At 41.6% G+C, this 22,694-nt stretch carries 26 protein-coding genes; 12 read left to right on the forward strand and 14 right to left on the reverse strand.

Annotated elements, in window-relative coordinates; translation table 11 throughout:
- Positions 1-5: 5 nt before the first annotated feature.
- A complete protein-coding gene (locus F7734_RS21335) occupies positions 6-935 on the reverse strand; it encodes a RodZ domain-containing protein (RefSeq protein ID WP_166482050.1) in 930 nt (309 codons plus the stop codon).
- Positions 936-1,121: 186 nt separating this feature from the next.
- Between F7734_RS21335 and F7734_RS21340 the strand changes: the two genes are divergently transcribed.
- Both F7734_RS21340 and F7734_RS21345 read left to right on the forward strand, forming a co-directional pair.
- Positions 1,122-2,024: an alpha/beta fold hydrolase gene (locus F7734_RS21340; protein ID WP_155746543.1), complete on the forward strand. Its 903-nt coding sequence runs from the start codon at positions 1,122-1,124 to the stop codon at positions 2,022-2,024.
- Between the two features lie 397 nt (positions 2,025-2,421).
- Positions 2,422-3,507 carry a helix-turn-helix domain-containing protein gene (locus F7734_RS21345; protein ID WP_155746544.1) on the forward strand — a complete coding sequence of 362 codons (1,086 nt, stop codon included), beginning with the start codon at positions 2,422-2,424 and terminating at the stop codon, positions 3,505-3,507.
- A gap of 169 nt (positions 3,508-3,676) precedes the next feature.
- On the opposite strand, the gene F7734_RS21350 is transcribed toward F7734_RS21345, so the two are convergent.
- Complete coding sequence (locus tag F7734_RS21350) at positions 3,677-3,877, reverse strand: hypothetical protein (RefSeq protein WP_155746545.1); 201 nt, start codon at positions 3,875-3,877, stop codon at positions 3,677-3,679.
- Positions 3,878-4,323: 446 nt separating this feature from the next.
- Between F7734_RS21350 and F7734_RS21355 the strand changes: the two genes are divergently transcribed.
- The gene (locus F7734_RS21355; RefSeq protein ID WP_155746546.1) at positions 4,324-6,252 is read left to right on the forward strand and encodes an alpha-amylase family glycosyl hydrolase; all 1,929 of its coding nucleotides are present in this window, start codon (positions 4,324-4,326) and stop codon (positions 6,250-6,252) included.
- A gap of 389 nt (positions 6,253-6,641) precedes the next feature.
- A complete protein-coding gene (locus tag F7734_RS21360; protein ID WP_155746547.1) occupies positions 6,642-6,971 on the forward strand; it encodes an effector-associated domain EAD1-containing protein in 330 nt (109 codons plus the stop codon).
- A gap of 161 nt (positions 6,972-7,132) precedes the next feature.
- On the opposite strand, the gene F7734_RS62160 is transcribed toward F7734_RS21360, so the two are convergent.
- Complete coding sequence (locus F7734_RS62160; RefSeq protein WP_155746548.1) at positions 7,133-7,405, reverse strand: hypothetical protein; 273 nt, start codon at positions 7,403-7,405, stop codon at positions 7,133-7,135.
- Between the two features lie 112 nt (positions 7,406-7,517).
- Here F7734_RS62160 and F7734_RS21370 point away from each other — a divergent pair, with 112 nt between their 5' ends.
- On the forward strand, positions 7,518-7,850 hold the full coding sequence (locus tag F7734_RS21370; RefSeq protein WP_155746549.1) for a hypothetical protein: 333 nt from the start codon (positions 7,518-7,520) through the stop codon (positions 7,848-7,850).
- A 317-nt stretch (positions 7,851-8,167) separates the two neighbouring features.
- Here F7734_RS21370 and F7734_RS21380 read toward each other — a convergent pair whose 3' ends face one another.
- Together F7734_RS21380 and F7734_RS21385 are read right to left on the reverse strand one after the other, a co-directional pair.
- Entirely contained in the window at positions 8,168-8,641 is a 474-nt protein-coding gene (locus F7734_RS21380; protein ID WP_155746551.1) for a DMT family transporter, read from the reverse strand.
- Positions 8,642-8,768: 127 nt separating this feature from the next.
- The gene (locus F7734_RS21385) at positions 8,769-8,969 is read right to left on the reverse strand and encodes a helix-turn-helix transcriptional regulator (protein WP_155746552.1); all 201 of its coding nucleotides are present in this window, start codon (positions 8,967-8,969) and stop codon (positions 8,769-8,771) included.
- 272 nt (positions 8,970-9,241) lie between these two features.
- Here F7734_RS21385 and F7734_RS21390 point away from each other — a divergent pair, with 272 nt between their 5' ends.
- The 3 genes from F7734_RS21390 to F7734_RS21400 all read left to right on the forward strand — a co-directional run bounded on the left by F7734_RS21390 (position 9,242) and on the right by F7734_RS21400 (position 11,404).
- Entirely contained in the window at positions 9,242-9,754 is a 513-nt protein-coding gene (locus F7734_RS21390) for a hypothetical protein (protein WP_155746553.1), read from the forward strand.
- 132 nt (positions 9,755-9,886) lie between these two features.
- On the forward strand, positions 9,887-10,861 hold the full coding sequence (gene chlG, locus F7734_RS21395; protein WP_155746554.1) for a chlorophyll synthase ChlG: 975 nt from the start codon (positions 9,887-9,889) through the stop codon (positions 10,859-10,861).
- A 255-nt stretch (positions 10,862-11,116) separates the two neighbouring features.
- The gene (locus F7734_RS21400; protein ID WP_166482051.1) at positions 11,117-11,404 is read left to right on the forward strand and encodes a hypothetical protein; all 288 of its coding nucleotides are present in this window, start codon (positions 11,117-11,119) and stop codon (positions 11,402-11,404) included.
- 121 nt (positions 11,405-11,525) lie between these two features.
- Here the strand turns inward: F7734_RS21400 and F7734_RS21405 are convergent, their stop codons facing one another.
- Both F7734_RS21405 and F7734_RS21410 read right to left on the reverse strand, forming a co-directional pair.
- On the reverse strand, positions 11,526-12,326 hold the full coding sequence (locus F7734_RS21405) for an inositol monophosphatase family protein (protein WP_155746555.1): 801 nt from the start codon (positions 12,324-12,326) through the stop codon (positions 11,526-11,528).
- A gap of 81 nt (positions 12,327-12,407) precedes the next feature.
- Entirely contained in the window at positions 12,408-13,886 is a 1,479-nt protein-coding gene (locus tag F7734_RS21410; RefSeq protein WP_155746556.1) for a BCD family MFS transporter, read from the reverse strand.
- A 132-nt stretch (positions 13,887-14,018) separates the two neighbouring features.
- Here F7734_RS21410 and F7734_RS21415 point away from each other — a divergent pair, with 132 nt between their 5' ends.
- A complete protein-coding gene (locus tag F7734_RS21415) occupies positions 14,019-14,999 on the forward strand; it encodes an aldo/keto reductase (RefSeq protein ID WP_166482052.1) in 981 nt (326 codons plus the stop codon).
- Between the two features lie 85 nt (positions 15,000-15,084).
- Here the strand turns inward: F7734_RS21415 and F7734_RS65445 are convergent, their stop codons facing one another.
- Positions 15,085-15,216 (reverse strand): hypothetical protein, encoded by a 132-nt coding sequence (locus F7734_RS65445; RefSeq protein ID WP_279239748.1) that lies wholly within the window; start codon positions 15,214-15,216, stop codon positions 15,085-15,087.
- Between the two features lie 496 nt (positions 15,217-15,712).
- Positions 15,713-16,378 carry a formylglycine-generating enzyme family protein gene (locus F7734_RS21420; protein WP_155746558.1) on the reverse strand — a complete coding sequence of 222 codons (666 nt, stop codon included), beginning with the start codon at positions 16,376-16,378 and terminating at the stop codon, positions 15,713-15,715.
- Between the two features lie 60 nt (positions 16,379-16,438).
- On the opposite strand from F7734_RS21420, the gene F7734_RS66195 reads away from it, so the two are divergent.
- From F7734_RS66195 to F7734_RS21435, 3 genes are all read left to right on the forward strand, one after another.
- Positions 16,439-16,600: a hypothetical protein gene (locus F7734_RS66195; protein ID WP_155746559.1), complete on the forward strand. Its 162-nt coding sequence runs from the start codon at positions 16,439-16,441 to the stop codon at positions 16,598-16,600.
- Between the two features lie 620 nt (positions 16,601-17,220).
- Positions 17,221-17,451, forward strand: coding sequence for a type II toxin-antitoxin system Phd/YefM family antitoxin (locus F7734_RS21430; protein WP_155746560.1), 231 nt, complete (start codon positions 17,221-17,223; stop codon positions 17,449-17,451).
- A gap of 17 nt (positions 17,452-17,468) precedes the next feature.
- The gene (locus F7734_RS21435) at positions 17,469-17,900 is read left to right on the forward strand and encodes a type II toxin-antitoxin system VapC family toxin (RefSeq protein ID WP_243147002.1); all 432 of its coding nucleotides are present in this window, start codon (positions 17,469-17,471) and stop codon (positions 17,898-17,900) included.
- Between the two features lie 70 nt (positions 17,901-17,970).
- Here F7734_RS21435 and ilvD read toward each other — a convergent pair whose 3' ends face one another.
- The 5 genes from ilvD to F7734_RS21460 form a co-directional block, all read right to left on the reverse strand.
- Positions 17,971-19,656 carry a dihydroxy-acid dehydratase gene (gene ilvD / locus F7734_RS21440; protein ID WP_155746562.1) on the reverse strand — a complete coding sequence of 562 codons (1,686 nt, stop codon included), beginning with the start codon at positions 19,654-19,656 and terminating at the stop codon, positions 17,971-17,973.
- Between the two features lie 304 nt (positions 19,657-19,960).
- Entirely contained in the window at positions 19,961-20,833 is an 873-nt protein-coding gene (locus F7734_RS21445; RefSeq protein ID WP_155746563.1) for an MBL fold metallo-hydrolase, read from the reverse strand.
- Between the two features lie 223 nt (positions 20,834-21,056).
- Positions 21,057-21,263 (reverse strand): hypothetical protein, encoded by a 207-nt coding sequence (locus tag F7734_RS21450; RefSeq protein ID WP_155746564.1) that lies wholly within the window; start codon positions 21,261-21,263, stop codon positions 21,057-21,059.
- Complete coding sequence (locus F7734_RS21455; protein WP_155746565.1) at positions 21,260-21,454, reverse strand: hypothetical protein; 195 nt, start codon at positions 21,452-21,454, stop codon at positions 21,260-21,262. The genes F7734_RS21450 and F7734_RS21455 overlap by 4 nt, the downstream gene beginning before the upstream one ends.
- 91 nt (positions 21,455-21,545) lie before the next feature.
- Positions 21,546-22,502, reverse strand: coding sequence for a heme o synthase (locus tag F7734_RS21460; protein WP_155746566.1), 957 nt, complete (start codon positions 22,500-22,502; stop codon positions 21,546-21,548).
- Between the last annotated feature and the right edge of the window lie 192 nt (positions 22,503-22,694).

Consider the following 22,694-nt stretch of genomic DNA (forward strand, 5'->3'; position numbering starts at 1 on the left):
ACCAACTATTGACCATTAACGACTTCTGAGGTATACTTAACCTGTTTTACTGTACCCGGTTTTCCCAACGGTGCTGCTTGCTGGTTCTTTGTAGAAACCATCACTGCACCAGCATTGCCAGAACGAATCACTAACTCTTTTTTTGCTGTCCAAGATTTTCGTTCTCCCTTGGTTAAGGTTCCCTCGAATTCTGTTTTGCCATCTACTTGGACTCGTAGCCAGGATTCATCTTGAAGTTCGATAGAAACTTCTACGGGTGAAGTAGCTTCTGCTGAAGGAGATGTTGTGGGAGTCGGGGCGATCGCAGCATTTGAGGAAGGTTCTGGCGTTGGGGTAACATTAGTCGTAGGTGTTACCTCCAGTTGTGATGTTCTGGAAGTAGGAGCGATCGATACCCTTGGTGTTGGAATGGGTGAAGGAGTTTGTTGTGCGACTGGGAATGCTTTTGGAGATGGCTCGGATATTACTTTTGAAGCTGTTTTCTTTTCAGAGGAGAGTTGAGATGTTTTTTCTTTGCTGAAAGATTCAGCAGATGGACGTGGAGGATTAAGTATATATAAAAGTCCCAATGAGGCTGCGACTAACAGCAAAACATATGGTACTGCTAAAGGTATGTATATATCTGGTTTTTTATTTAACTCCCTGTCGTCTTGGCTGGGTTGTGGAGGCGGAGAGCAAATACTAGCAAAGTCTTGTGCTATGGCTGTTCCATCCAATCCTATAGCATCACCGTAATGGCGTACAAACCCTTGAACGTAGACAGGCTCGGGTAGTTCTTCAAATCTTCCCTCTTCTAAGGCTTGTAAGAAAATAGGGCGAATCCGCGTATAAGCTGCTAGTTCGTCTATACGTATCGATCTTTCCTCTCTTACTTGCCGTAGACGTGCAACTACTTCCATGAGTTGCTCCTCTTGAGCCTTGCTTGACAGCTTCACCGTCTTCTCCTCTTTTTTGCTAATCTTAAAGCATTAATTAACCAATCCACTGAAAGAGTGATAGAAATTTTTACTATTTACTATTTACTAATATTATAATAAATCATTTTTTCAGCACGGATTCATAATTTTGTTGAGATAAAGCTATTGTGTTTGACTGGTCATATTGTTTTTATAAATACTTCCATGATAATAAATAAGCTGCAACAACCAATACAATTGCTGTTCGTATTTACGAGTGTTGCTATAGTTATAACCTACTGCGCTGTCTGCATATTGCTTTTTCTACAGCAATCTCGGTTTATCTTTTTTCCCTCTTCCATTATTGAAACAACACCAGAGTTTTTCAATCTCAATTATGAAGAAGTCTGGTTACCTCTCAAGGTTTCATCTAGCAAAGTGCAACGCGTCCACGGTTGGTGGCTACCTTCTAGCCAAGCTGACGGCAAAGTGCTGCTGTATTTTCATGGCAATAGTATCAACATTGGAGCCAACGTCGTTCGAGCGCATCGGTTTCATCAACTAGGGTTTTCAGTCTTCCTATTTGATTATCGCGGATACGGTCGCAGTGAAGGAAGCTTTCCCAGTGAGTTACGAATTTATCAAGATGCAGCGACAGCTTGGGAGTACTTAGTCAGTCAGCGCCAAATTTCACCCAACAAAATTTTTCTCTACGGGCATTCCTTGGGAGGTGCTGTAGCGATCGATCTAGCTGTCAAGCACCCAGAAGCCGCAGGCTTGATTGTAGAAGGCTCTTTTACCTCCATCCGCAAGATAATTGCCCATCGGAACAATTTTTGGATGCTGCCAGTCAACTTAATTCTAAAACAGCGGTTTGACTCTATCGTGAAAGTGCCAAATTTAAAAATACCAGTTTTATTTATTCATGGCACTGCTGATGAGGTAGTTCCCGCCTTTATGAGCAGGAACCTGTATGAAGCGACTCCCGAACCAAAGAACCTAGTTCTAATTTCAGGAGGAGGACATAATGATGTGGCAGAGGTTGCTCCTTCTGTCTATTATCAGGCAGTACAGTCTTTTGTGAAATACGTGCAGGATCGCAAAAGATCGCAATTCGTATTGGAATAGGGTTGTGATGAGGGATGAAGGCTAAAGGATAAAGTATCAAAAATTTGATTTTTTCCTTCACTGAATAAGTCACATGCACCATAGATATATCTAGGGGCTACGATTTATATTGATTTTGTTTATACTCAGGAATTTTCTTGATTGTATTAAGAAAGACGTTTTTATGCGTAATTTTACAAGCAATCGTTTCTTGGATGCTACCAAGAAAAAAAATACGATCTCTTACCTAATAAGACGTTTAAATAACAGTCTTCTTATTTTTCAATGTGATTTTGACTGCATCCCTCATTAGACAGAGAAAAATGATACGTATCCATCCGGAGATGATAAGAAACCGTAGAAGAAATTACATAAGTGAAACTTCGCATTGCTCAACTGCCGAAAGAGGCTTCCTACAATGGCTACCACATCCCTGTACTTATTAAAATCTCCCGGTCATCCAGCTATAGAAATTTCTCAGGATGAATTACGATCGCTCTTAGATGAAATAGAAACCGAATTACATCAAAGTAAAGTTTATCGTCGTGCTCTCGCTATGATGCAACAGTTGCTGGGTTCATCAGGTGAACAAGCCCAAGCACTGTTTCAATCTATAGGTAGAGAAGCAATTGGTTTAGCTTTTCGCCAATTTGTACAACACTCCCAAAAGGCAGAAGAAGAACACAAGCAATTAGAAAACGACCATCAGACAGACAACAATAATATAGAAATTGTAGCCACTCTTTCTGAAGAAGCAGAGGTTGTTGATTTCACACCTTGCTTAACAGATGTTAGAGCACACCAAAAAGAGAGTGTTGAAACAACTGTTCAAAATGATGTGCCATCAAAACCAGAGGTCGTACAAACTATAAAAAGCCAGCCCGCAAAGAAAAAGCAAAGCGGGTGGTTTAGGAACAAAAAGCCAACAAAAGCTGAACTAGCCGAACAAAAAGCTCAACAACGTATAGAAAGCCTGCGTCAAGTTGGTCAAAAACTGCGGCAAGTTCGAGAGTCGCAAGGTTTATCACTGAACCAACTTCACGTTTATACTCACGTACCCATCCATCAAATGGCAGCAATTGAAGAAGGTAACTGGGACGCATTGGCAGAAGATGTCTATGTTCGAGGCTTCATCCGTGTTATGGGCAATGCCCTAGGGCTGGATGGCACAAATTTAGCTGCTTCTTTACCTGTTCCAGAACCAACAAAATTAGTGTTGCCAACCTCTTATCAATCTCAACTGCAATCCAGTAACTTAGGATTTGGAATCAAACCAGTGCATCTTTATGTAGGGTATGCAGCTCTTGTTGCTGGTTCCTTGGGAGGATTATCAATCATGTCTCAGCAAGCTAACGCAAATGCGAGTATGGAGACAGGTGAAGTACCGTCCTCTTCTATCAAGCAGTCTTTGAAAGACGAAAAACTAACTTCCAAACCAGGGCTGCAGTCTAGCACAGCAGGGATCGCGGTTGGTTCTGATATTGCCCCACCAGAAGCACTGTAGATTTTGGATGCGTGGATTTTGGATTTTGGATTATTCGATTTTGGATTTTGGATGCGTGGATTTTGGATTACCAATAACCACTGGTCACTGGTCACTGTAAACAGCAACTCCGCCTGAAGCTCTAAAATTCAGACGGAGTTTCACAACTTATTGAAAATCTCCTGAAGCTTTATTTTAAAAGCCTTGTTACCCTAACATCATATTCAGTGCATCGTGGGCGATCGTTTCTAGCCTGAATGCGTGCCATAGTATTAGCTTTGAATTTTGATTCAGCGTCTATTTCGTAACGTCTTGTCTCGCTTTGAAAAGTACTATTTAATTGGTCTAGACATTCTCTAGTATCAACTAATACCTCATATGTATGAACCATTTTAGGGCCTCCAAATGCTCATTGAGCAAACTATGAGAATGTATCTAGTATATGAACTGAAAGAGATGCCTGTTCGCTAACACATACAATTCTTCATTGAAAGCTACATAGTTAGCGAAAGTATATGTAACTTCATCAATTCAGTGACTTTACTATAGTTTTTATTAAAAAATGCAACTTTCATTGTAATTAAATAATGTCAGTAGATGCAGGTCAATGAATTTTGCAGCGTGTAATTTGGCTTAGATCCCCGACTTTTTTGAAAAGTCGGGGATCTAGAACCTACGGAGTCCCCATCTTCAAAACAGCGTTGCTACTACCAAAGATAGATAGTTAAACCCAAAGATAGATTAGATAATACTCTCAACACATACCCAATCAATGTTTTATAAATAACATTGTTTGCGGACACAGCAACCTGTAAATTTAGAGATACGTTCTTAAATATGGTTAACACCCCTCCCTCGTTATTTTCCGAAGAGCAGTACAAAGTAGATGATGCCAGTGCAGAAGTCTCTGCCATTATTGAAACAACACCATTAGAGACAGAAATTGACCTAGAGTTTCTCTTTACTAGAGATATTGAATTTCGTCAAGAAACTCTCTACTTTCTTGTGGTCGATCGCTTTCACGATGGCGATTTAGACAACAGCACAGGTGCCAACGCAGAACTGTACGATCCCAACAAACAGGATTGGGGGAAATACTGGGGAGGCGACTTACAGGGTGTTATCGACCAATTAGATTATTTGAAAAATATGGGAGTTACTGCCATCTGGTTAACTCCTTTATTTGAGCAAATAGAAGACTTATTTGTGGGCAATGCAGCCATGCACGGCTACTGGACAAGGGATTTTAAACGAATCAATCCTAGATTCATTGCCACGGGGGAAGAACCTTCTTTAAACAAAACGCAGGAAACAAGAAATACAACATTTGACAAGTTGATTGATGAACTGCACAAGCGTAAGATGAAGCTAGTGCTAGATATAGTTTGCAACCACAGCAGCCCTGATATCAGTGGTCGTAAAGGTGAACTCTACGACGATGGAGTCAAAATTGCTGACTTTAACGATGATAAAGATCATTGGTATCACCACTATGGTGAAGTACAAGATTGGGAAAATGAATGGCAAGTACAAAACTGTGAACTTGCTGGTCTAGCAACCTTTAATGAAAATAATATCAATTACCGTAGCTACATCAAAGCAGCAATTAAACAATGGTTGGATCGCGGTGTTGATGCACTGCGAGTAGATACTGTCAAGCATATGCCCATCTGGTTTTGGCAAGAATTTACTGGTGATATGTACAATCACAAGCCAGATGTGTTTATTTTTGGTGAATGGATTTATAATCATCCCCAAGACGATCGCTCTGTGGAGTTTGCCAACAACTCTGGCATGACAATTTTAGATTTTGGGTTGTGTGTCGCTATTAGGCAAGCTTTAGGTGAAAGTGCTGAAGCCGGATTTTATCTAATTAAAGACATTTTTGATTTAGATTATCGGTACAATGGGGCGACAGAACTCATCACCTTCATTGACAATCACGATATGCCTCGCTTCCAATCGTTGAATGCCGATCCAGCGAGGTTAAAGTTAGCAACTGTCCTTATCATGACATCTCGCGGTATTCCCTGTATCTATTACGGTACGGAACAATATCTCCACGACGATACCAATGGCGGTAACGACCCCTACAATCGCCCAATGATGGACAAGTGGGATACAGATACGGAAATATATCGCTATATCAGGTTATTATCTGGTTTGCGGCGACTCAATCCGGCTGTGTCAATGGGCAGCCAATGGGAAAAATATATTACCCCTGATATCTACTGTTATGTACGCCGCTATCGGGACTCGGTGTGTTTTGTTGCACTTAATAGAGGTGGTTCTGTTATCATACCAGAAGTTGCCACAGACTTACCAGATGGAGAACATACCTGTGTAATGACTCGCAATAAATATGAAGTCAAAGATGGTAAAATTTATGACCTGCAAATAGAAGAACACGGGGTTATTGTATTGAGCCGTGTTGGAGAGCGAGTCAAAGGGCAAACTATTGTACGCGCACAGCTTAACGGAGTGCGTACTCAACTAGGTGAAAGAATTGTAGTCATTGGTGACTGTCCGGAATTGGGTAATTGGGATATCGCCAAAGCATATCCTCTGGAATACATAAACGAAAATACATGGTTTGCTGAAATTCCCTTTAATGAAAGCGCTGGTAAACTCATTAGCTATAAATACGCCATGTTGAGAGAAGGAACTTCCCCCCTCCGAGAAAATCTCATGACTCGCCGTTGGGTTATAGCTAAAGAAGGTACTGTTAAGTGGCGCGATACTTGGGCTTCAGGACGAGAATCGTAGGATTGTAACACTTTGCCTAATTCACGAAGACAAACAGGGGTATGGCGAGCATTGGCTACCATTTAATGTTGGTGACCAATGCTCGCTCTATATGCCAAAGTGGAATTTTAGCGTGCAAAGGGAGTAGGATTGTAAAACTTCGCCCAATTCATGGACACCTTAAATAATGGGGGAGGCTAAAAGACAAAAAGCTTGCAAATCTTAGCTCATGATGGCATTAGGGGAGATACCAATGAATTTAGTTCTGCTGCTTAATTTTGCCAATTTCTGTTACTCACTGCCGACGATTGTTGTGCTCTAAATTCAGAATATCTTCCAATGACCAGTGGAAGTAAAGAGCGATGTATTTCCTCTAATTGTCTGCAATATGAGTAACTTGTATTAAAAAGATGAACTTATCTGGACAGCAATGGAAACAATTACAAGAAGCTCTTATTGATGCTTTTACCAATAATTCATCATTAGAGCAGATGTTATTGTTTGGATTAGATAAAAATTTAGACGCCATTGCCGAAGGAGGGAGTTTAGAAAATATTGTTTTTTCTTTAATCAAAGCCGCCGTGACTCAGGGATGGCTTGTTGATCTAATTGACGCTGCACGCAAAGAAAACTTTGGAAATGAAAAACTGGAGGCTATTGCAGAAAAACTCTTGCCAAATAACTCTCCAGAAACATATAAAGTTTCCTCTCCTAAGATTCCCCGGCTCTTCCGTACTTAGTGGGCTAATTTTCAATTACAGTCGATAACTTTCCTTTAAAATCAAGGCTTACAGTCGCTTATAGTCACGCATTTTATCCTTAATGCTGAATTGATATCAATAATGACTGTAATGAAAGCCCAGTAAGGATTACAAGTTGATTTTCACAAGAATTTAGCCCACTAAGTACGGAAGAGCCAAAATTCGCAAAAATCTCTTGCAGGGCTTAATGCGGCAGGGAACCGGATACCAAAGGGCGAAGCGATCGCTCCCACGGATGTGATAGACACCCATATAGAAGAAAAACTAGACGAACGAATCCGCACGCTAGAAGATGCTCTATACAAGCATATAGAGACACTGGAAGAACGCCTGGGGGAATTGGCAACCTGAGAGGTAATTCCCAGCCCCAAGGGCTGAGCAAGGGGGAATTGGAAGCATTGCGCGATCGGCAAAGCTTGCTCGCTGCGCGAGATCGCATCCTCAAAACCTGGCGACTAGCCAAGGCTCCAAAGAAGAAAGAGCGCATAGCCGAAGCGCTTAACCGATTCATTGAGGAGATAACCAATGTGCGAAATTCCCGATCCCATATGGCAGAAAGAACTAGACAGATTCTTGCTGCTAGAGTATCCCAAAGCCTCGAACTACTTAAGTTGTAAAGTCGTTGAGCCGTTGTGGGTCAATTTTGAGGTGCATAATTTCTCCTCAAGTTTTGGGCTTACTAAACTTGGTGTGTTAGGTACTTTAAAAATGAAAGTTAAGAAAATTGAAATTCTGCTTTTCGTGCTGCCCATGATTCAGGTATTGGTTTGGCTTTACCAGCAGAGCCAAGATTTCTGCTACGCAGACCAACGACAGCAGATTGAGGAATACGGGTCAAGCGAACTTGAGTGTGATTAGCTGTTATTAAAATGACTGCTACGACCAAGCGGCAGCCTAAATTAAACAAGGTACAAAATCACCCCCTTGAAAATCAACGTGGGAAGTGAAACAACAGATTAAAACCTGTTGTTTCGCGCTTCATACCCTGGTTAAAAACACAGGGTTTTTCGCGGTCTTATGTTATTTTAGGTGGTTGTGGTAATACCGGACATACCTGCTCAACTAGGTTTTGCTCTGTTCTTTGTTGCTGCTTGTCTGAATTGAAACTACAAACGGTTCCTGCACTCGTGAAATAGGCAGCAATGACAAAGATTGCGACTTGAGGAACTTTTAGACTATAAGAAAATGTACTTTGAGTTAATCGCTGCAATTGCAACTCCAAAAAGTAAAATTGTTCCACCAATGAACACAAGAAGACTAGGAACTTCACGAAAAAATAGATATGCAAGTATAGCTAAAAAAATAGGTTCAAACATAACCGCTAATGTAACAATAACTGGAGATATCCAGCGTAACGACCAATTTAAACCGGTTTGACCAATAACCTGTGATAAGATTGCCATTAGCAACAAATAAAAATAAACAATTAATGGATAACTAATATATCCGGTTTTCAAAAAATAAGGCAATGAAAGAAGAACTAATGCAGATGCACCATATACAATGACGGCGTAATGAGCAGTACTTAAACCTTGACGACTCTGCACTTTTAGAAAGCCTAGAACAGTAATGTTTTGGGTCTGCAATGAAACTAGAACGAGAACGCAACCTCTCACTTTCATTGTACTGGGCTTGGGTTGATTGCCCATTGGTTCCTACCGAACTACGCTCCAAGTGGTTGAATCTACGATCCGCATGCTACTGTTCGCGACTACGGAGTGAGCCTAGAAAGTGAACAAATGATGGTGTTTGACTCCAGTTTACTCAGTTATTTGGCTACTCATCAGGAATCCCCTTAACATTTAGTTGAAATGCCCTAGCAAGAGTTTTGAGAGAGATTCCTAGTTCGCGAGCTAAAGCAACAGCATTATCCAGTCGCGGAATTTTTTTTCCAGTTTCCCAATCACCAATAGTGGGGAAACTCAAATTAAGTCGGCGACTCAGTTCTTCCTGAGTCAAATCCAGCCTTTCTCTCAAAGCTTTGGTTGTTGTAGTTGTTCTTTTGGATTCATTTCCGACAGAAGCTCATGAACCTACCGTAGTGTAAAATTTTTTTGTATTATTTAAGTTATTTAAGGGAACTTTCTTTTTGTCCAAAGTCCAATAATGAAGCTTACAAGCTTTTCTGGCTATTTTGTCGCCCCATCAGGTTGTGGCAACTTATTTATTTCATCCTAATTTCATTTTTATTTGTAAAACTGATAGTAGTTGTCAGCTATTAAATTGACGAATAGCCAAGGAGGCGTAGGATGAAATCATTAAAAGCCAAACTTCTTATTATCGGAACTATGGGAACATTATTCTTGGGAGCATGCAGTAATAGCAATCAAGCCACTAATTCAGAATCTTCTACAGCACAAAGCCAAGCTAGCACTCTCTCAAATAATCAGCGTTCCGTTCCTACAGCCTCACCTGCAGCAGCTAAAAAAACAGAACATCAACATGGTGAATCTCATGGGGGAACAATTGTAGAAACAGGAGCCTATCACTTGGAATTTGTTCCTTTAAACGAAACGAATGGAACACACTTAGATTTTTACCTGCAAAAAGGAAATAATCACGAAGCAATTCCTAATGCCAAAGTAACAGCTTTAGTTCAGTTACCAGATGGTACGCAAAAGACAATTCCCCTCACCTATGAAGCAAGTGGAAAACACTATAAAGGAATGCTTGCAGAAAAGGCAACAGGTCAATATCAAGTAAGAGTAACATCTGATATTAGCGGTCAAAAAGTAGATGGACGTTTTACATTTAATAAGTAAGATGATAGTGGTTAGTGGTTAGTGGTTAGTGGTTAGTGGTTAGTAGATAGTAGGGAGTAATCAACTAACAACTAACAACCAACAACCAACAACTAACAACCAACAACTAACAACTAACAACCAACACATATTATGACAGAAGAAGTCAAAACTGCCGATCGCAGTGCAAAAACCAGGCAATTGCTAGGGATGAAAGGTGCAGCGCCTGGGGAAACCTCTATATGGAAAATTCGCCTGCAACTGATGAAACCCATTACCTGGATTCCTTTAATCTGGGGCGTCGTTTGTGGTGCAGCTTCCTCCGGTAACTACACGTGGACATTGGAGAACGTGTTAAAGTCAGCAGCTTGTATGTTGCTAGCCGGACCGCTATTAGCTGGTTATACCCAAACTCTCAACGAGTACTACGATCGCGAAATTGATGCTGTCAACGAACCCTATCGCCCAATTCCCTCCGGCGCAATTCCTTTACCCCAAGTCATTACACAAATTCTTGTTTTACTTATTGCCGGTATAGCCCTGGCATTTGTACTAGATGTTTGGGCAGGTCATGACTTCCCCAATATCACCGTGCTTGCCATATTTGGTTCTTTCATAGCCTACATATATTCTGCTCCCCCTCTCAAGTTAAAACAAAACGGGTGGTTCGGAGGCTACGCCCTAGGAGCTAGCTACATCGCCTTACCTTGGTGTACCGGTCATGCTTTATTTGGTGAACTTAATTGGAAAGTCGTCGTTTTCACCGTAGTTTATAGTTTGGCAGGTTTGGGGATTGCTATTGTCAATGACTTCAAAAGCGTGGAAGGCGATCGCCAGTTCGGATTAAAATCGCTACCCGTTATGTTTGGTGTAACTGCAGCAGCCTGGATATGCGTCATTATGATTGATGTTTTTCAAGCAGGAGCCGCCGCCTATCTCGTTTACCTTCATGAGAATTTATACGCAGCTATTCTTGTATTGCTCATCATTCCACAGATTGTATTTCAGGATATGTATTTTTTGCGTGACCCCTTAAAAAATGACGTAAAATACCAAGCTAGTGCTCAACCATTTCTCGTGTTAGGAATGCTTGTTGCTGGTTTAGCCATTGGTCATGCTGGCATCTAATTTATACCTCCACAGTCAGACGTTAAACATTAGGAGTGAGAATTAAAGTGTAAGCAACCTCCGAATTGAATTCTGAGGCACTGATGACTTTCCCAATCCAAAATCTAATACTATTTTGGATTTTAGATTTTAGATTTTGGATTGGGAAAGCTTTACCCAGAACAAATTTCACATTTCTATCTGTCGCCTTCTTTTTTCAATTTGGTATAAAATCCAAAATCCAAAATCCAAAATCCAAAATCGTAGAGATTTGCCGTGCCCGAACTACTAAATTCTTTATTTCACGCAGTTCAACCTTTTGTAGTACCTATTTGCTTTTTGTCTGCTTGGTCATTAACTATTACCGTTGCTTGGAGTCTTTGGACAGCAGCAAGAGACAGCGTGAGTACAGCAAAGCAGATGCATCAAATCCCCTGTGTTGGGTGTCAATATTTTACCAATGACTATCGGCTTAAATGCACCGTCCATCCTTCTATTGCCAACACAGAAGAAGCCATAACTTGTTTGGATTATCAACCAAAAACAAATCCTATGCTTTATTAGGTAGTGGTTAGTGGTTAGTGGTTAGTGGTTAGTGGTTAGTGGTTAGTGGTTAGTGGTTAGTGGTTAGTGACATTAACAACCAACAACCAACAACTAACAACTAACCACTAACAACCAACAACTAACAACCAACAACAAATTGCGAAAACACGGGAATCAATTCTTGACGACTCACAACTAGAGTTGGAAAAGAACGAGTTGTATAATCTTCACCCGATTTTAAAGGAAACGGTTCCGACTCAAGTGATACCCAGCGACCACCTGCAGCTTGAACAATAACCCAAGCTCCTGCTAAGTCCCAAATTTTTGGTGTCGCTTCAATTCCACCTAACGTTGCACCTGCTGCAACAGTCAGAAAATTGTAGCTAGCAACACCTAACATCCGAATTTTGCACGGAAAATCTTTTTGGATGACTGACGTGCTGCGAGAACAAAGGTTGAAAAAGTGATTGTGACTGGGATCGTCATTGCTTGTACGGACGGGTTGGTAATTGCGAAATGCTCCATTGGGCAAATCTAACTCGGATGTACCTCTCCAAAAACCGTGAAAAGCTTCACCTATTGGCGGGAAATAAACATAGCCAAAAACTGGTGTACCTTGGTATAGCAAACCCAATGAAATTCCCCAAATGGGAATACCACGAGTAAAGTTGGTTGTACCATCTAAAGGATCGATAACCCAGCACCATTCTGTACCGGGAAAAACCTTGTTACCCTCTTCGCTAAGAATACCGTAATCCGGAAACAGAGAAGCGATCGCATCCCGAATTTCCCGATCTGCCCATTTATCCGATTGCGTTACCAAAGTGCCATCGTCTTTTTGATTCGCTTGCACTCGCCCAAAATCTTGCATTAACTGCTTCCCTATCCGGGCTGTGGTTGTTTGGGCAAAGTCTATAATTGTTGTCCAAAATTCATTCATATAAATAGATGGCTAATGGCTAATGGCTAATGGCTAATGGTGCTATTAGCCATTAGCCATTAGCTATTAGCACGCATAACATCAATCTAGCTCGCTTTCCAAAATAGAAGCGATCGCTTGCTTGGCATTGTTTTGGAATTCTTTCACATTAACTCGTGTCAAGAACCAAATTGCAAGAAGCATTCCAACTGCTTGCAGCCCAAACACCAAACTATATGCCAGTATGTTTTGAGCAAATAAATATTTACCCACATCCAGTATTGCTCCGCCACTCACTGTCGCTAATGCCCTTGCGATCGCCTGGGCTAAACCCCAAGCACCAATGAATGTTCCGGCTGTTTCGGCTGCAGTTAAATCTAGCATCAGGCTAATTGCTCCTGTTGTCGTCACACCTGATGCCAAACCAAACAGCAGCAAAGATCCTTGTAGGAATTTCTCATTACCAGTAAATCCCGATAGGATGATAAATGCCATGGTGAAAGCAACTGCAAAACATCCTAACATGGCAGTTTTTTGTTTGCCCAGACGTGGCACGATGAGAAAGCCTGTTGAACCAATACCTATCAGCGTTCCGGTTCCCCAAAAAGCATTCAGTCGTGTTGTTTCTGAAACACACATTCCAAAGACTTCACCACCATAAGGTTCCATCACAGCTTCTTGCATAAACAAGCTGATAGTCATCACTAACAGAAAAGTGAAAAACAAACCAGTTTGCCGACTAGCCGTTAACACCTTAAGTGCTTTTTTCAAAGTAATTTGGTCTTCTCGTTCTGTGACTGTAGAACGTATGCCATACCTGGAGTATTTCTTTTCAACACCTGCTGTTGCTAGCACTGCCAACCCAAAAACCACAGCTGGCAAAATGAAAAACAGGCGGTTAATGGAATTTTGCAAAGCAGCAAGCTGTTGGGGTTGGCTGTACAAAGATACCGTTCTTGCTGTTTCTTGGCAAGTCGTGGCTGCGGGTAGTAACTTTGAGCTTGTAATTGCTCCAATCACAATACCCACCATGAGCATTGACCAAACAATCCCAACCAATTTAGATCGATTATCTTCATCAGAAACATCAACTAGCAATGCTGCAAAAGGCGTGGAACTTGAACTCAGCGTCACTCCGTAGAAAGCAAAAATTCCGGCTAACAGCGCAATCCAACCGTAGGTTTGAGCCGTCCAACCTACTGCGTATAAACTAGCACCCAATTGCCAAGTCACTTGTACCGCTAAATAAGCTGCGATCGCAAACAATGCCGCACCTACCCACACGTAACCAGTACGGTGATGCTTGAGAAAAGGTTTAGCATCAGACATTTGTCCAAACCACAACCTTGTCGGAGCGACAAGCTGGTGCATTGCGATCGTACCTGCTACAAGTGTGGCTGGAATTGCCAATTCATTAATCATGATCCGATTCAACACTCCTAATGTCAGAACCGACATGATGCCCAACCCCATCTGAAATAAGCCCAAGCGAAACATCGTGAATAGGTTAACCTTGGGCAATGTTTCTAACTTGGCTGACTTATCTGACGGAGGATTGGGTGAAAAATCGCTGGTTGCCATAACCCACTATCAAGGACAGATCCCAATATTAATTCAGAATAACCTTATTTCATCCTATTGGCTGTTTGTAAGCAATTCTTGAGAAGTTACACTAGAAATATAAAGAAATGTAACTATAAAATTGAATCAACCGTGGAAACGATCGCACTAGGACAGCAAGGTCCAACCGTAACACCCCTTTGCATTGGAACTTGGGCTTGGGGTGATAAACTCTTTTGGAATTATGGCAATAACTACGGTTCAAAGGAGTTACAAGAAGCTTTTGATACAGCATTAGAAGTGGGTATCACCTTCTTTGATACTGCTGAGGTTTATGGATTTGGAGTTTCTGAAGAATTTTTAGGGCAATTCATGCAGAAGACCGATAAACAGGTGCAAATTGCCACCAAATACGGTCCCGCACCTTGGCGATTTATGGGTCAGTCGGTTGCTGATGCCCTCACAGAAAGCCTGAAACGCCTGAAGGTGCAGCGAGTTGCTTTATACCAGGTCCATTGGCCTTTTGCCTTTTTTATGAGCCAAGAAACCCTCATGAATGCTTTAGCAGATGAGGTAAAACGGGGCAGAATTGAGGCTATAGGTGTCAGTAATTACTCAGCACAGCAAATGCGGGAAGCTCACCAGTTATTAGCAGCTCGCGGAGTACCTTTAGCTGTCAATCAAGTCCGCTATTCCTTACTGACTCGTCAAATCGAAAGCAATGGAATTTTTCATACTGCTCGCGAGTTAGGTGTTACGATACTGGCATATAGCCCACTCGCTCAGGGGTTACTGACAGGAAAGTATACAAGCGATAAGCCGGGTACGGCTTGCGCCAAGGGCGATCGCACTTACGATTTTAAAGATGCGAGAAGGATAGACCCTCGATTTAGCCGAGAAGGTTTGCGGAAAATTGAACCCGTCATGTCCGTACTGCGTCAGTTGGGAGAAAAGCACGGGCGCACTCCCGCCCAAGTTGCTCTCAATTGGTTAATTGCCCAAGGTAACGTCATTCCGATTGCAGGAGCCAAAACAGCCGAACAAGTACGGCAAAATGCCGGAGCTTTAGGATGGAAATTAGCTGATGATGAGATCTCGCAGCTAGAAGAAGTTAGTCGCCCTTGGTTGAGATAATACCATTTTGGATTTTGGATTAAGGATTTCCAAGAAACAGATTAACGTAGGTTGGGTTGAGGAACGAAACCCAACACTTATCAAATCAGGGATTTCTGTAGGGTAGGCGTCCTCGCCCGTTATTAATATAAACATTTGGTAAGCCAAAAAGTTTTCTTAAAGCTTCACAAATCTTGACAGGAGTCCTAGTTTGCACGCGAGTTAAATCGTCGGACATTGAAAGCAGCAAGATCGGTTTGGCTGTTTTTGCCAAGAATCATTTCAGCGATCGGAGTGCGTCCAATGAAAACTACACCGACTAAGTTGTTGGCAGTTAGAATTCGTAGTATTTTTGACCTCAATAGGAATAAATATATTTGCCTGCAAAGCTCTCGCTCAGAGTACTCCCAGTAATATTCAACCAGATAATACTTTGGTTTAGAAAAGGGAAAATATAATTACCTCGTTGAAATTTCACTTTAATTGACACTTATAAGTACGAGTATAATTCAACATTCGATTTGAAAACTTTGGCTGTTCTGTCTTGAAATTTGAGAAGAATTCTAAATAAGTAATGGGTGGTTTTTTGTAACTATTAATCTGTTTCATAAGTAAATCATACAAAACGTCATCTCCATTTTCATCACATAAGTAAATTAGCAGGGTAAACGCATCTTAATTGAAACGAAAAATGAGGTATAAACTACTACGTAGCTTGATTGTCTAATATAAAATTAAGTAACTAAGCTATTATCAGCCATATATGTCAGCGAAAAACCATCTTTCTCAGTAGCAGAAGGAACAGCTACAACACGAAAACCGATGCTGACGTTGTCGTTGTCGGAGCGGCTCCTGAGACGATAAGCAGAACGGCAGACCTCGGGATCGCTGCTCCACGAACCACCTCGCAACAGCCGATATTCATTATTATCAGTTATCCAGGCACTTCCGTCTGTTGGTGCGTCCCCATAGCTTTCATGCCAATCGTCTAGACACCATTCCCACACATTCCCGTGCATATCATGTAAACAGAAGTCATTAGCTGGAAAGCTTCCTACTTCGGTACTTTTTTTGAGCCATTTGTCTTCGGGAGCATTACCATCGTAATTCGCAACTTCGGCTGTAATCGTATTACCAAAGTAAAATGGTGTTTTCGTTCCCGCCCGACAGGCATATTCCCACTCTGCTTCAGTTGGTAAACGATACATACGTCCTGTTTTTTTAGAGAGTCTATCACAAAACTCTACTGCATCAAACCAAGAAATGCTCTCTACAGGAAGACGCTCTCCTTTGAATCTTGATGGTCTTGGATTTAAATCTCTATTGACTCTAGGTAAAAAATCTGCGACTTTTTGCCATTGTTCTTGAGTGGCTGTATAGCTCGTGGAAACCGAAAACAAGAGAGTAGTTTCACTATCACAGGTACAGGTGGTTTACCCAACCGACCCGGTGATGTATCAGTGTCAAATTATGCAACTGGCTCAGTAAGAAATGTCATACCTAGCAATCAATCCAGCCCTATCAATCGAGCAATTTGGAAAAAAGGCGACCCAATCGTTGAAGCTCAAGGTGTTTATCGAACTGCATCAGGGCAATTAATCTTAAGTCGTGAGTGCCAGTAGTAATATATCTCCTATGCTCCAACAAAACGAAGTAGAACCTCGCTAACTGCATTCTGTGGCTGCAGCACAGGAACGAGGGAAAACTCGATGGAAAAGGTACCGCCCTCATCAGCCATGCTGTCGGCTTCATAGAGAATTGGTATAAGATATAAAATACTTCTTTATTCGCTATACTAGATTAACAGTTTAAAGGCAGGAAAGGGAAACAGTGAAGAAAGAAAAAAGAGAATACAAGAATAGCTATATAGATATATGGCAACAGAAAATTAGACTTTAAGAAGCAGACTTATCTGTGTTCTTTGGAATAGGAGAGATTTATATGAGGCAGTACACTACCCTAAGAGCTAGAAGAAAAAAGGCTACAAACTTTGGTTTTGTAGCGCGTAAGTTCAGACTCTTACTTGTAAACAGAAACCAAAAAGATAACCTTTGGGAGAATCCTCCTCAAGTATCACAGGCAACGAGCGCAATTTTTCAAGAATTTAAACACACTTTTAAAGATTCACAGCGGTGGGATGGAGATTTTGTTCTCAACAAAAAATGCACTCCCTTATTAGCTACGCCGTCATAGGTAGAATAGATGTATGATAGATTCTTGTCCCTTAACCTCAAAAATTAATATGAAACAAATTACCCTTGCAGAACTACCCGAAACAGTCCAAAACTTCATTAACCAAGCTCAAAAAACAGGTGAAACGCTCACTGTTGTACAAAATGGTGTTCCTTCTGCCATTATTTTCCCGATCCAGAAAAAATCTCTCCTAGCAACTCTCTCAACTCTTGAACCATTAGATGAAGACTTTGCTGATGTGGACGAAGGGTTGTTACCCTTGGATGATATTGAACTGTAAAAATGAGTTATTTATACTTGTTAGATACAAACATCATTTCCGAACTAATTAAAAATCCCAGAGGAGTTGTATTTTCAAAAATTCAAAATATTGGAGAAGATACAGTTTGTACAAGTATTGTAGTAGCGTGTGAATTAAGATTTGGATCGAAAAAAAAGAACTCTCAAAAGCTTATAGAAAAACTTGAAATCATCTTAAATAGTATTAAAATACTACCTTTAACTCATCCTGTAGAGCTATGTTACGCAGAAATTCGCACAGATTTAGAACAGCAAGGTAAACCGATTGGAGGTAATGACTTACTAATTGCTGCCCATTCTTTGAGCCTCGATCTAACTCTCGTTACCGCCAATGTTCGTGAATTTTCTCGCATTTCTAATTTAAAGGTAGAAAACTGGCTCAAACCTGATGAAAACAGTAGCCAATCAGAGGAGGCAGAGCCTCGCTGACTGCATTCCCAGGCTGAGCCTGGGAACGAGAGGACTACTCCCTGTGTGAGAGGGTTATGATGATGGTTGGCTAAAACAAATTCAAATCTGTGACGGCACCTAAACTGCAGGAAGAAACTAACTTGGCATACTTTGCTAACACGCCAGTTGTGTAACGGGGTGGGGGTGCTTGCCAATTAGCTTGTCGCTGTGCTAGTTCTTCATCAGACAGGTGTAAGTGCAGCAAACGATTGTGGGCATCAATTGTGATTGTATCGCCTTCTTCTACGAGAGCGATCGCACCCCCAACAGCTGCTTCTGGTGCAACGTGACCGACAACCATACCGTAAGTCCCACCAGAGAAGCGTCCATCGGTTATCAGTCCGACGGAATCTCCCAAGCCAGCACCAATCAGTGCTGAAGTCGGAGCAAGCATTTCCCGCATTCCCGGTCCACCTTTAGGTCCTTCGTAGCGGATAACAAGAACATCTCCTGGGTTAATTTTCTTTTCTAGAATTGCATCCAAGCAGGATTCTTCCGATTCAAAAACTCTTGCTGGTCCCGTGATTTTTGGTGTCTTGACTCCAGTAATTTTTGCTACAGAACCTTCTGTTGCCAAGTTCCCTTTTAAGATGGCTAAGTGTCCTTGTTGATACATGGGATTGTTCCAAGGACGGATAACATCTTGATTGGCAGGTGGTTCATCGGGAACTTCTGCTAGCACTTCTGCCACTGTTTTTCCAGTAATAGTGAGACAGTCACCGTGGAGTAGATCGTGTACAAGTAACATTTTCATGACTTGCGGAATTCCACCGACTTTGTGCAAGTCTGTTGCTACATACCGTCCACTTGGTTTTAAATCGCACAGTACGGGAACGCGAGCGCGAATCGTTTCAAAATCATCTAAAGAAAGTTCTACACCGATAGCACGAGCAATTGCCAGCAAATGTAACACCGCATTTGTAGAACCACCGACTGCCATAATGACAGAAATAGCATTTTCTATAGATTTGCGGGTAATAATTTGGCTGGGTAAGATTTGTTTGCGGATGGCTTCTACTAAGACAAAGGCTGACTTTTCCGTGCTATCAGCTTTTTCTTCATCTTCGGCTGCCATTGTGGAAGAATAAGGCAAGCTCATACCCATTGCTTCAATGGCACTAGACATGGTATTTGCTGTAAACATACCACCGCAAGATCCAGCACCAGGGCAAGCTCTGCGCTCTACTTCCATGAAATGATTTTCATCTATTTTATCAGCAACGTATTGCCCCACCGCTTCAAAAACACTGACAACGGTTAAATCGGTTCCCTTATAGTGTCCGGGTTTGATAGTTCCTCCATACACAAAGATGGCAGGAATATTCATCCGAGCAATAGCAATCATTGCTCCTGGCATATTCTTATCGCAACCGCCAATTGCCAAGACACCATCCATACTTTGTCCGTTGCAGGCAGTTTCTATAGAATCAGCAATGACTTCCCTCGATACTAGGGAATATTTCATTCCCTCTGTTCCCATAGAAATACCATCGCTGATGGTAATTGTGCCAAAGAGTTGTGGCATAGCCCCAGCGCTTCGGACTCCCGCTTCTGCTCTTTCCGCCAGTTTGTTAATTCCCATGTTACAGGGAGTAATAGTACTGTAGCCATTGGCAATACCAACAATAGCCTTGGTGAAATCCTCATCTTTAAAACCAACAGCACGCAGCATGGCTCTATTTGGCGATCGCTGCACTCCCTGTGTCACAACTTGGCTTCTAAAATTCTCTAACATTTTGCTATTCCCCGGTGCTGTCATCTTCCCTATGATGCATTTGTTCTGTGATTATCGCAAAATAAGTGGCTATATTTATGCGACGATCGCAAATCGTTTGTGCTTATAGGAGCATCATAGGTAGACTCTTTTAAGATGTCCAATATATATTTGTTTAAAATTGAGACTTTTAAAATATTAAAAACCAGGAAGTACGATACCTCCAGTATTTTATTGCTGTCGCTGAGGAACTGTTCTTGAGTCGATTAGCTGAGCGATTATACTTAGCCCAATAGCAGTATGCGAGGAATGCCAACAGATTAAGTTATCGGCTCGACATTAGAGCAATACACTTATTCATTTGCTCGCGCATGGTGTCGGGATCGGCATGATACCTCCGCCCATGACCGGGTAAAACCCATTCAAATGAGTAATTTGCAAGCTGGCGCATGGATTTAATTTGTTCTGACCAAGAGTACCAATTGTAATCTCGAAAGGCTTCTAGCTGTTTGAGGTCGTCAGACCAAGCCAAATGGTCGCCAGTAAAAAGAAATTTGTTTTTGTATAGTAAAACAGTGTGTCCTTTGGTGTGACCGGGAACGGGAATAATCAATAATTCAGGAGTTAGTAAAAAAGGTTCTAAACCTGTTAGCTGTATTTCTACACCACGAGTTCCTGTAGTAATATCTTCTGTGTGGAGAATGCGATCGCACTTAAAATGGTCAGCAAACTTTTGATGATCCGCTACGTCATCTTTATGAGTTAGGTACATATAGCGAATTTCGCCCATTTTTTCCAACCTTTTGACTAAAGGAGGCACAAATTGGGGAGAATCTACTAAAACATTACCTTCAGGAAGTTGAATAAAGTAACTAGCGCCTCCATAAGATTTTTCTGAATGATAGCCGCAATGATAGACGTTATCTTCAATTGGAATTGGAAAACTGAGTTGAGCAATTTTAATATCTTGAGGCGTTTCTACTGTACCAATAGAATTGGTTGGACAAGATAAAAGAGCTTGAAGTGCTGCCAATCTTTCCTTCTCGTTTGTTGGTTGATGATAAACTGCTGACTGTTCTCTAATGTCTGTATATACAGATGGAGCCATCCAACGGCAGGTATCACAATCTATACAACTTGTATCGACATAAAAATCGCCATTAATATTTTCGGGGCGGCGTAGATTTAAATGAGCCATGATATTATACCTTTGTAAAATTTAGAGGCAGAGCCTCTAATAATGCATTCCAACGCTGAGCGTTGGAACGAGAAATTAAGGGAAGGCTGAGCGTTGGAACGAGAAATTAAGGGAAGGCTGAGCGTTGGAACGAGAAATAGGGGGGTGTGTAATATTAAGTCAACAGAACTATTGTATTTTGGGAGATTTTAGTATCATTTCCAATTAACAGCGATGATTTTGCTTACTGTTCTCCGTCTTTTGAAATCGTCTCTAAGAACTCAGGATAATTATCTAGATCGTCCATTGACTGTAAAGGCGGCATTTTTACCCAAGTTCCTTCTTGCTTAGATCTGTCCATATAGGTATAAAACGCTTCGTTATCATCTTGATGCGCTAGAACATAAGTTCGTAGTTCTTTGAGAGTCATTTCATTAAAGTTAGGTTTCATGTTCTAAATTCCCATTTTCCATCTGGTTGTATAGCTACCTGAGTTTCATCACCAGCGATGATGACGATTTCACCTACGCGTTCGTCCAACCGCACAAGATAAATGGGTCTGTACATCATCGTTAGGCGTCGGCATAGGAGAAAGCATTGCAATGTTTGTGCTGCTGTTGGGATAATTTTCGTACTCCTCAATATTTTGTTTTTCTAGTTTAACGCTAAAAATGATGACAGCAAGAACGATAAGCCGTACCCGGCTTATCGTTCTTAAATTTCCACTAAAGTTTTACCCTACAAGTAGATGCAACTTATCCACAACAGCATTAATAACATGATGTGTAACGGGCAAACTATCAATAACCATGCCAAGACACAACAGCATCATGTAAGAAATGGAGTAAAGAAACAATCCTTTTGCTAATGTACGATCTTCAGGATTGTGAAGCAATTGCCACGCTTTGTGTATGAATATGACTCCCAACCAAAGGGCAATGACTGTATAGACTGTTCCACTTTGGTGTAGAGGATAAACGAGCAACAGTGTCGCTGCTACAGTCACTAGGGTGTAGTACCAAATTTGCTGTACTGTTGGTTTTGTGCCAGCAACGACGGGAAGCATTGGGATGCCAACCTTTGCGTAGTCATCTCGAATCATCAAAGCAAGGGACCAAAAGTGAGGCGGTGTCCACAAGAAGACGATCCCAAAGATAAGCCAAGCAGCCCAGCTTAATGTGCCAGTTACCGCCGCCCAACCGACTAGCGCAGGAATTGCACCCGCCGCACCACCGATAACAATGTTTTGGGTACTGTGACGCTTGAGTAAATGCGTATAAATCAGTACGTAAAACACTATGCCAGACATTGCTAGCAAGGCGGCTAGTAAGTTAGCAAAAACGGAGAGTAATGTGAAAGAGATAACAGCGAGTGCGAGAGCAAAAATTAAAGCATCGCGGGGCTGTACTTTACCAGAAGGGAGAGGGCGATGGCGCGTCCTCTCCATGTCATAGTCTATGTCTCGGTCATAAACGCAGTTAATAACTTGGGCGCTTGCAGCTGCCAAAGTACCACCAGCGAGCGTGACTAGTAACAGCAATGGGTTGACTTCCCCTTTAGCTGCTATCCACATACTTCCAGCTGTCGTAATGAGTAATAAGGGAATGATCCTGGGTTTTGTCAGCTGGTAGTAGCTATGAATAACCTGTAGAAATGTTTGGTGGTGGCGAGAGACATTAGTCTCGATCATTTTGGCACTATTTCCTTATGTTTCAACAAATTGATCTGCTTCTCATGCTCAAACTTAGAATTTTGGGTTTAAGATTTTGGTGCGTGGAAGTAACTTTTAAGTGTCAATTTTGTGCTTTTGCTCATGACAAATCACCCCACACAAACCCTACCTGTTAGAAGAAGACGTGCCACAGATAGGGTGGGGTTTTCA

It is taken from the genome of Scytonema sp. UIC 10036, from assembly GCF_009725235.1.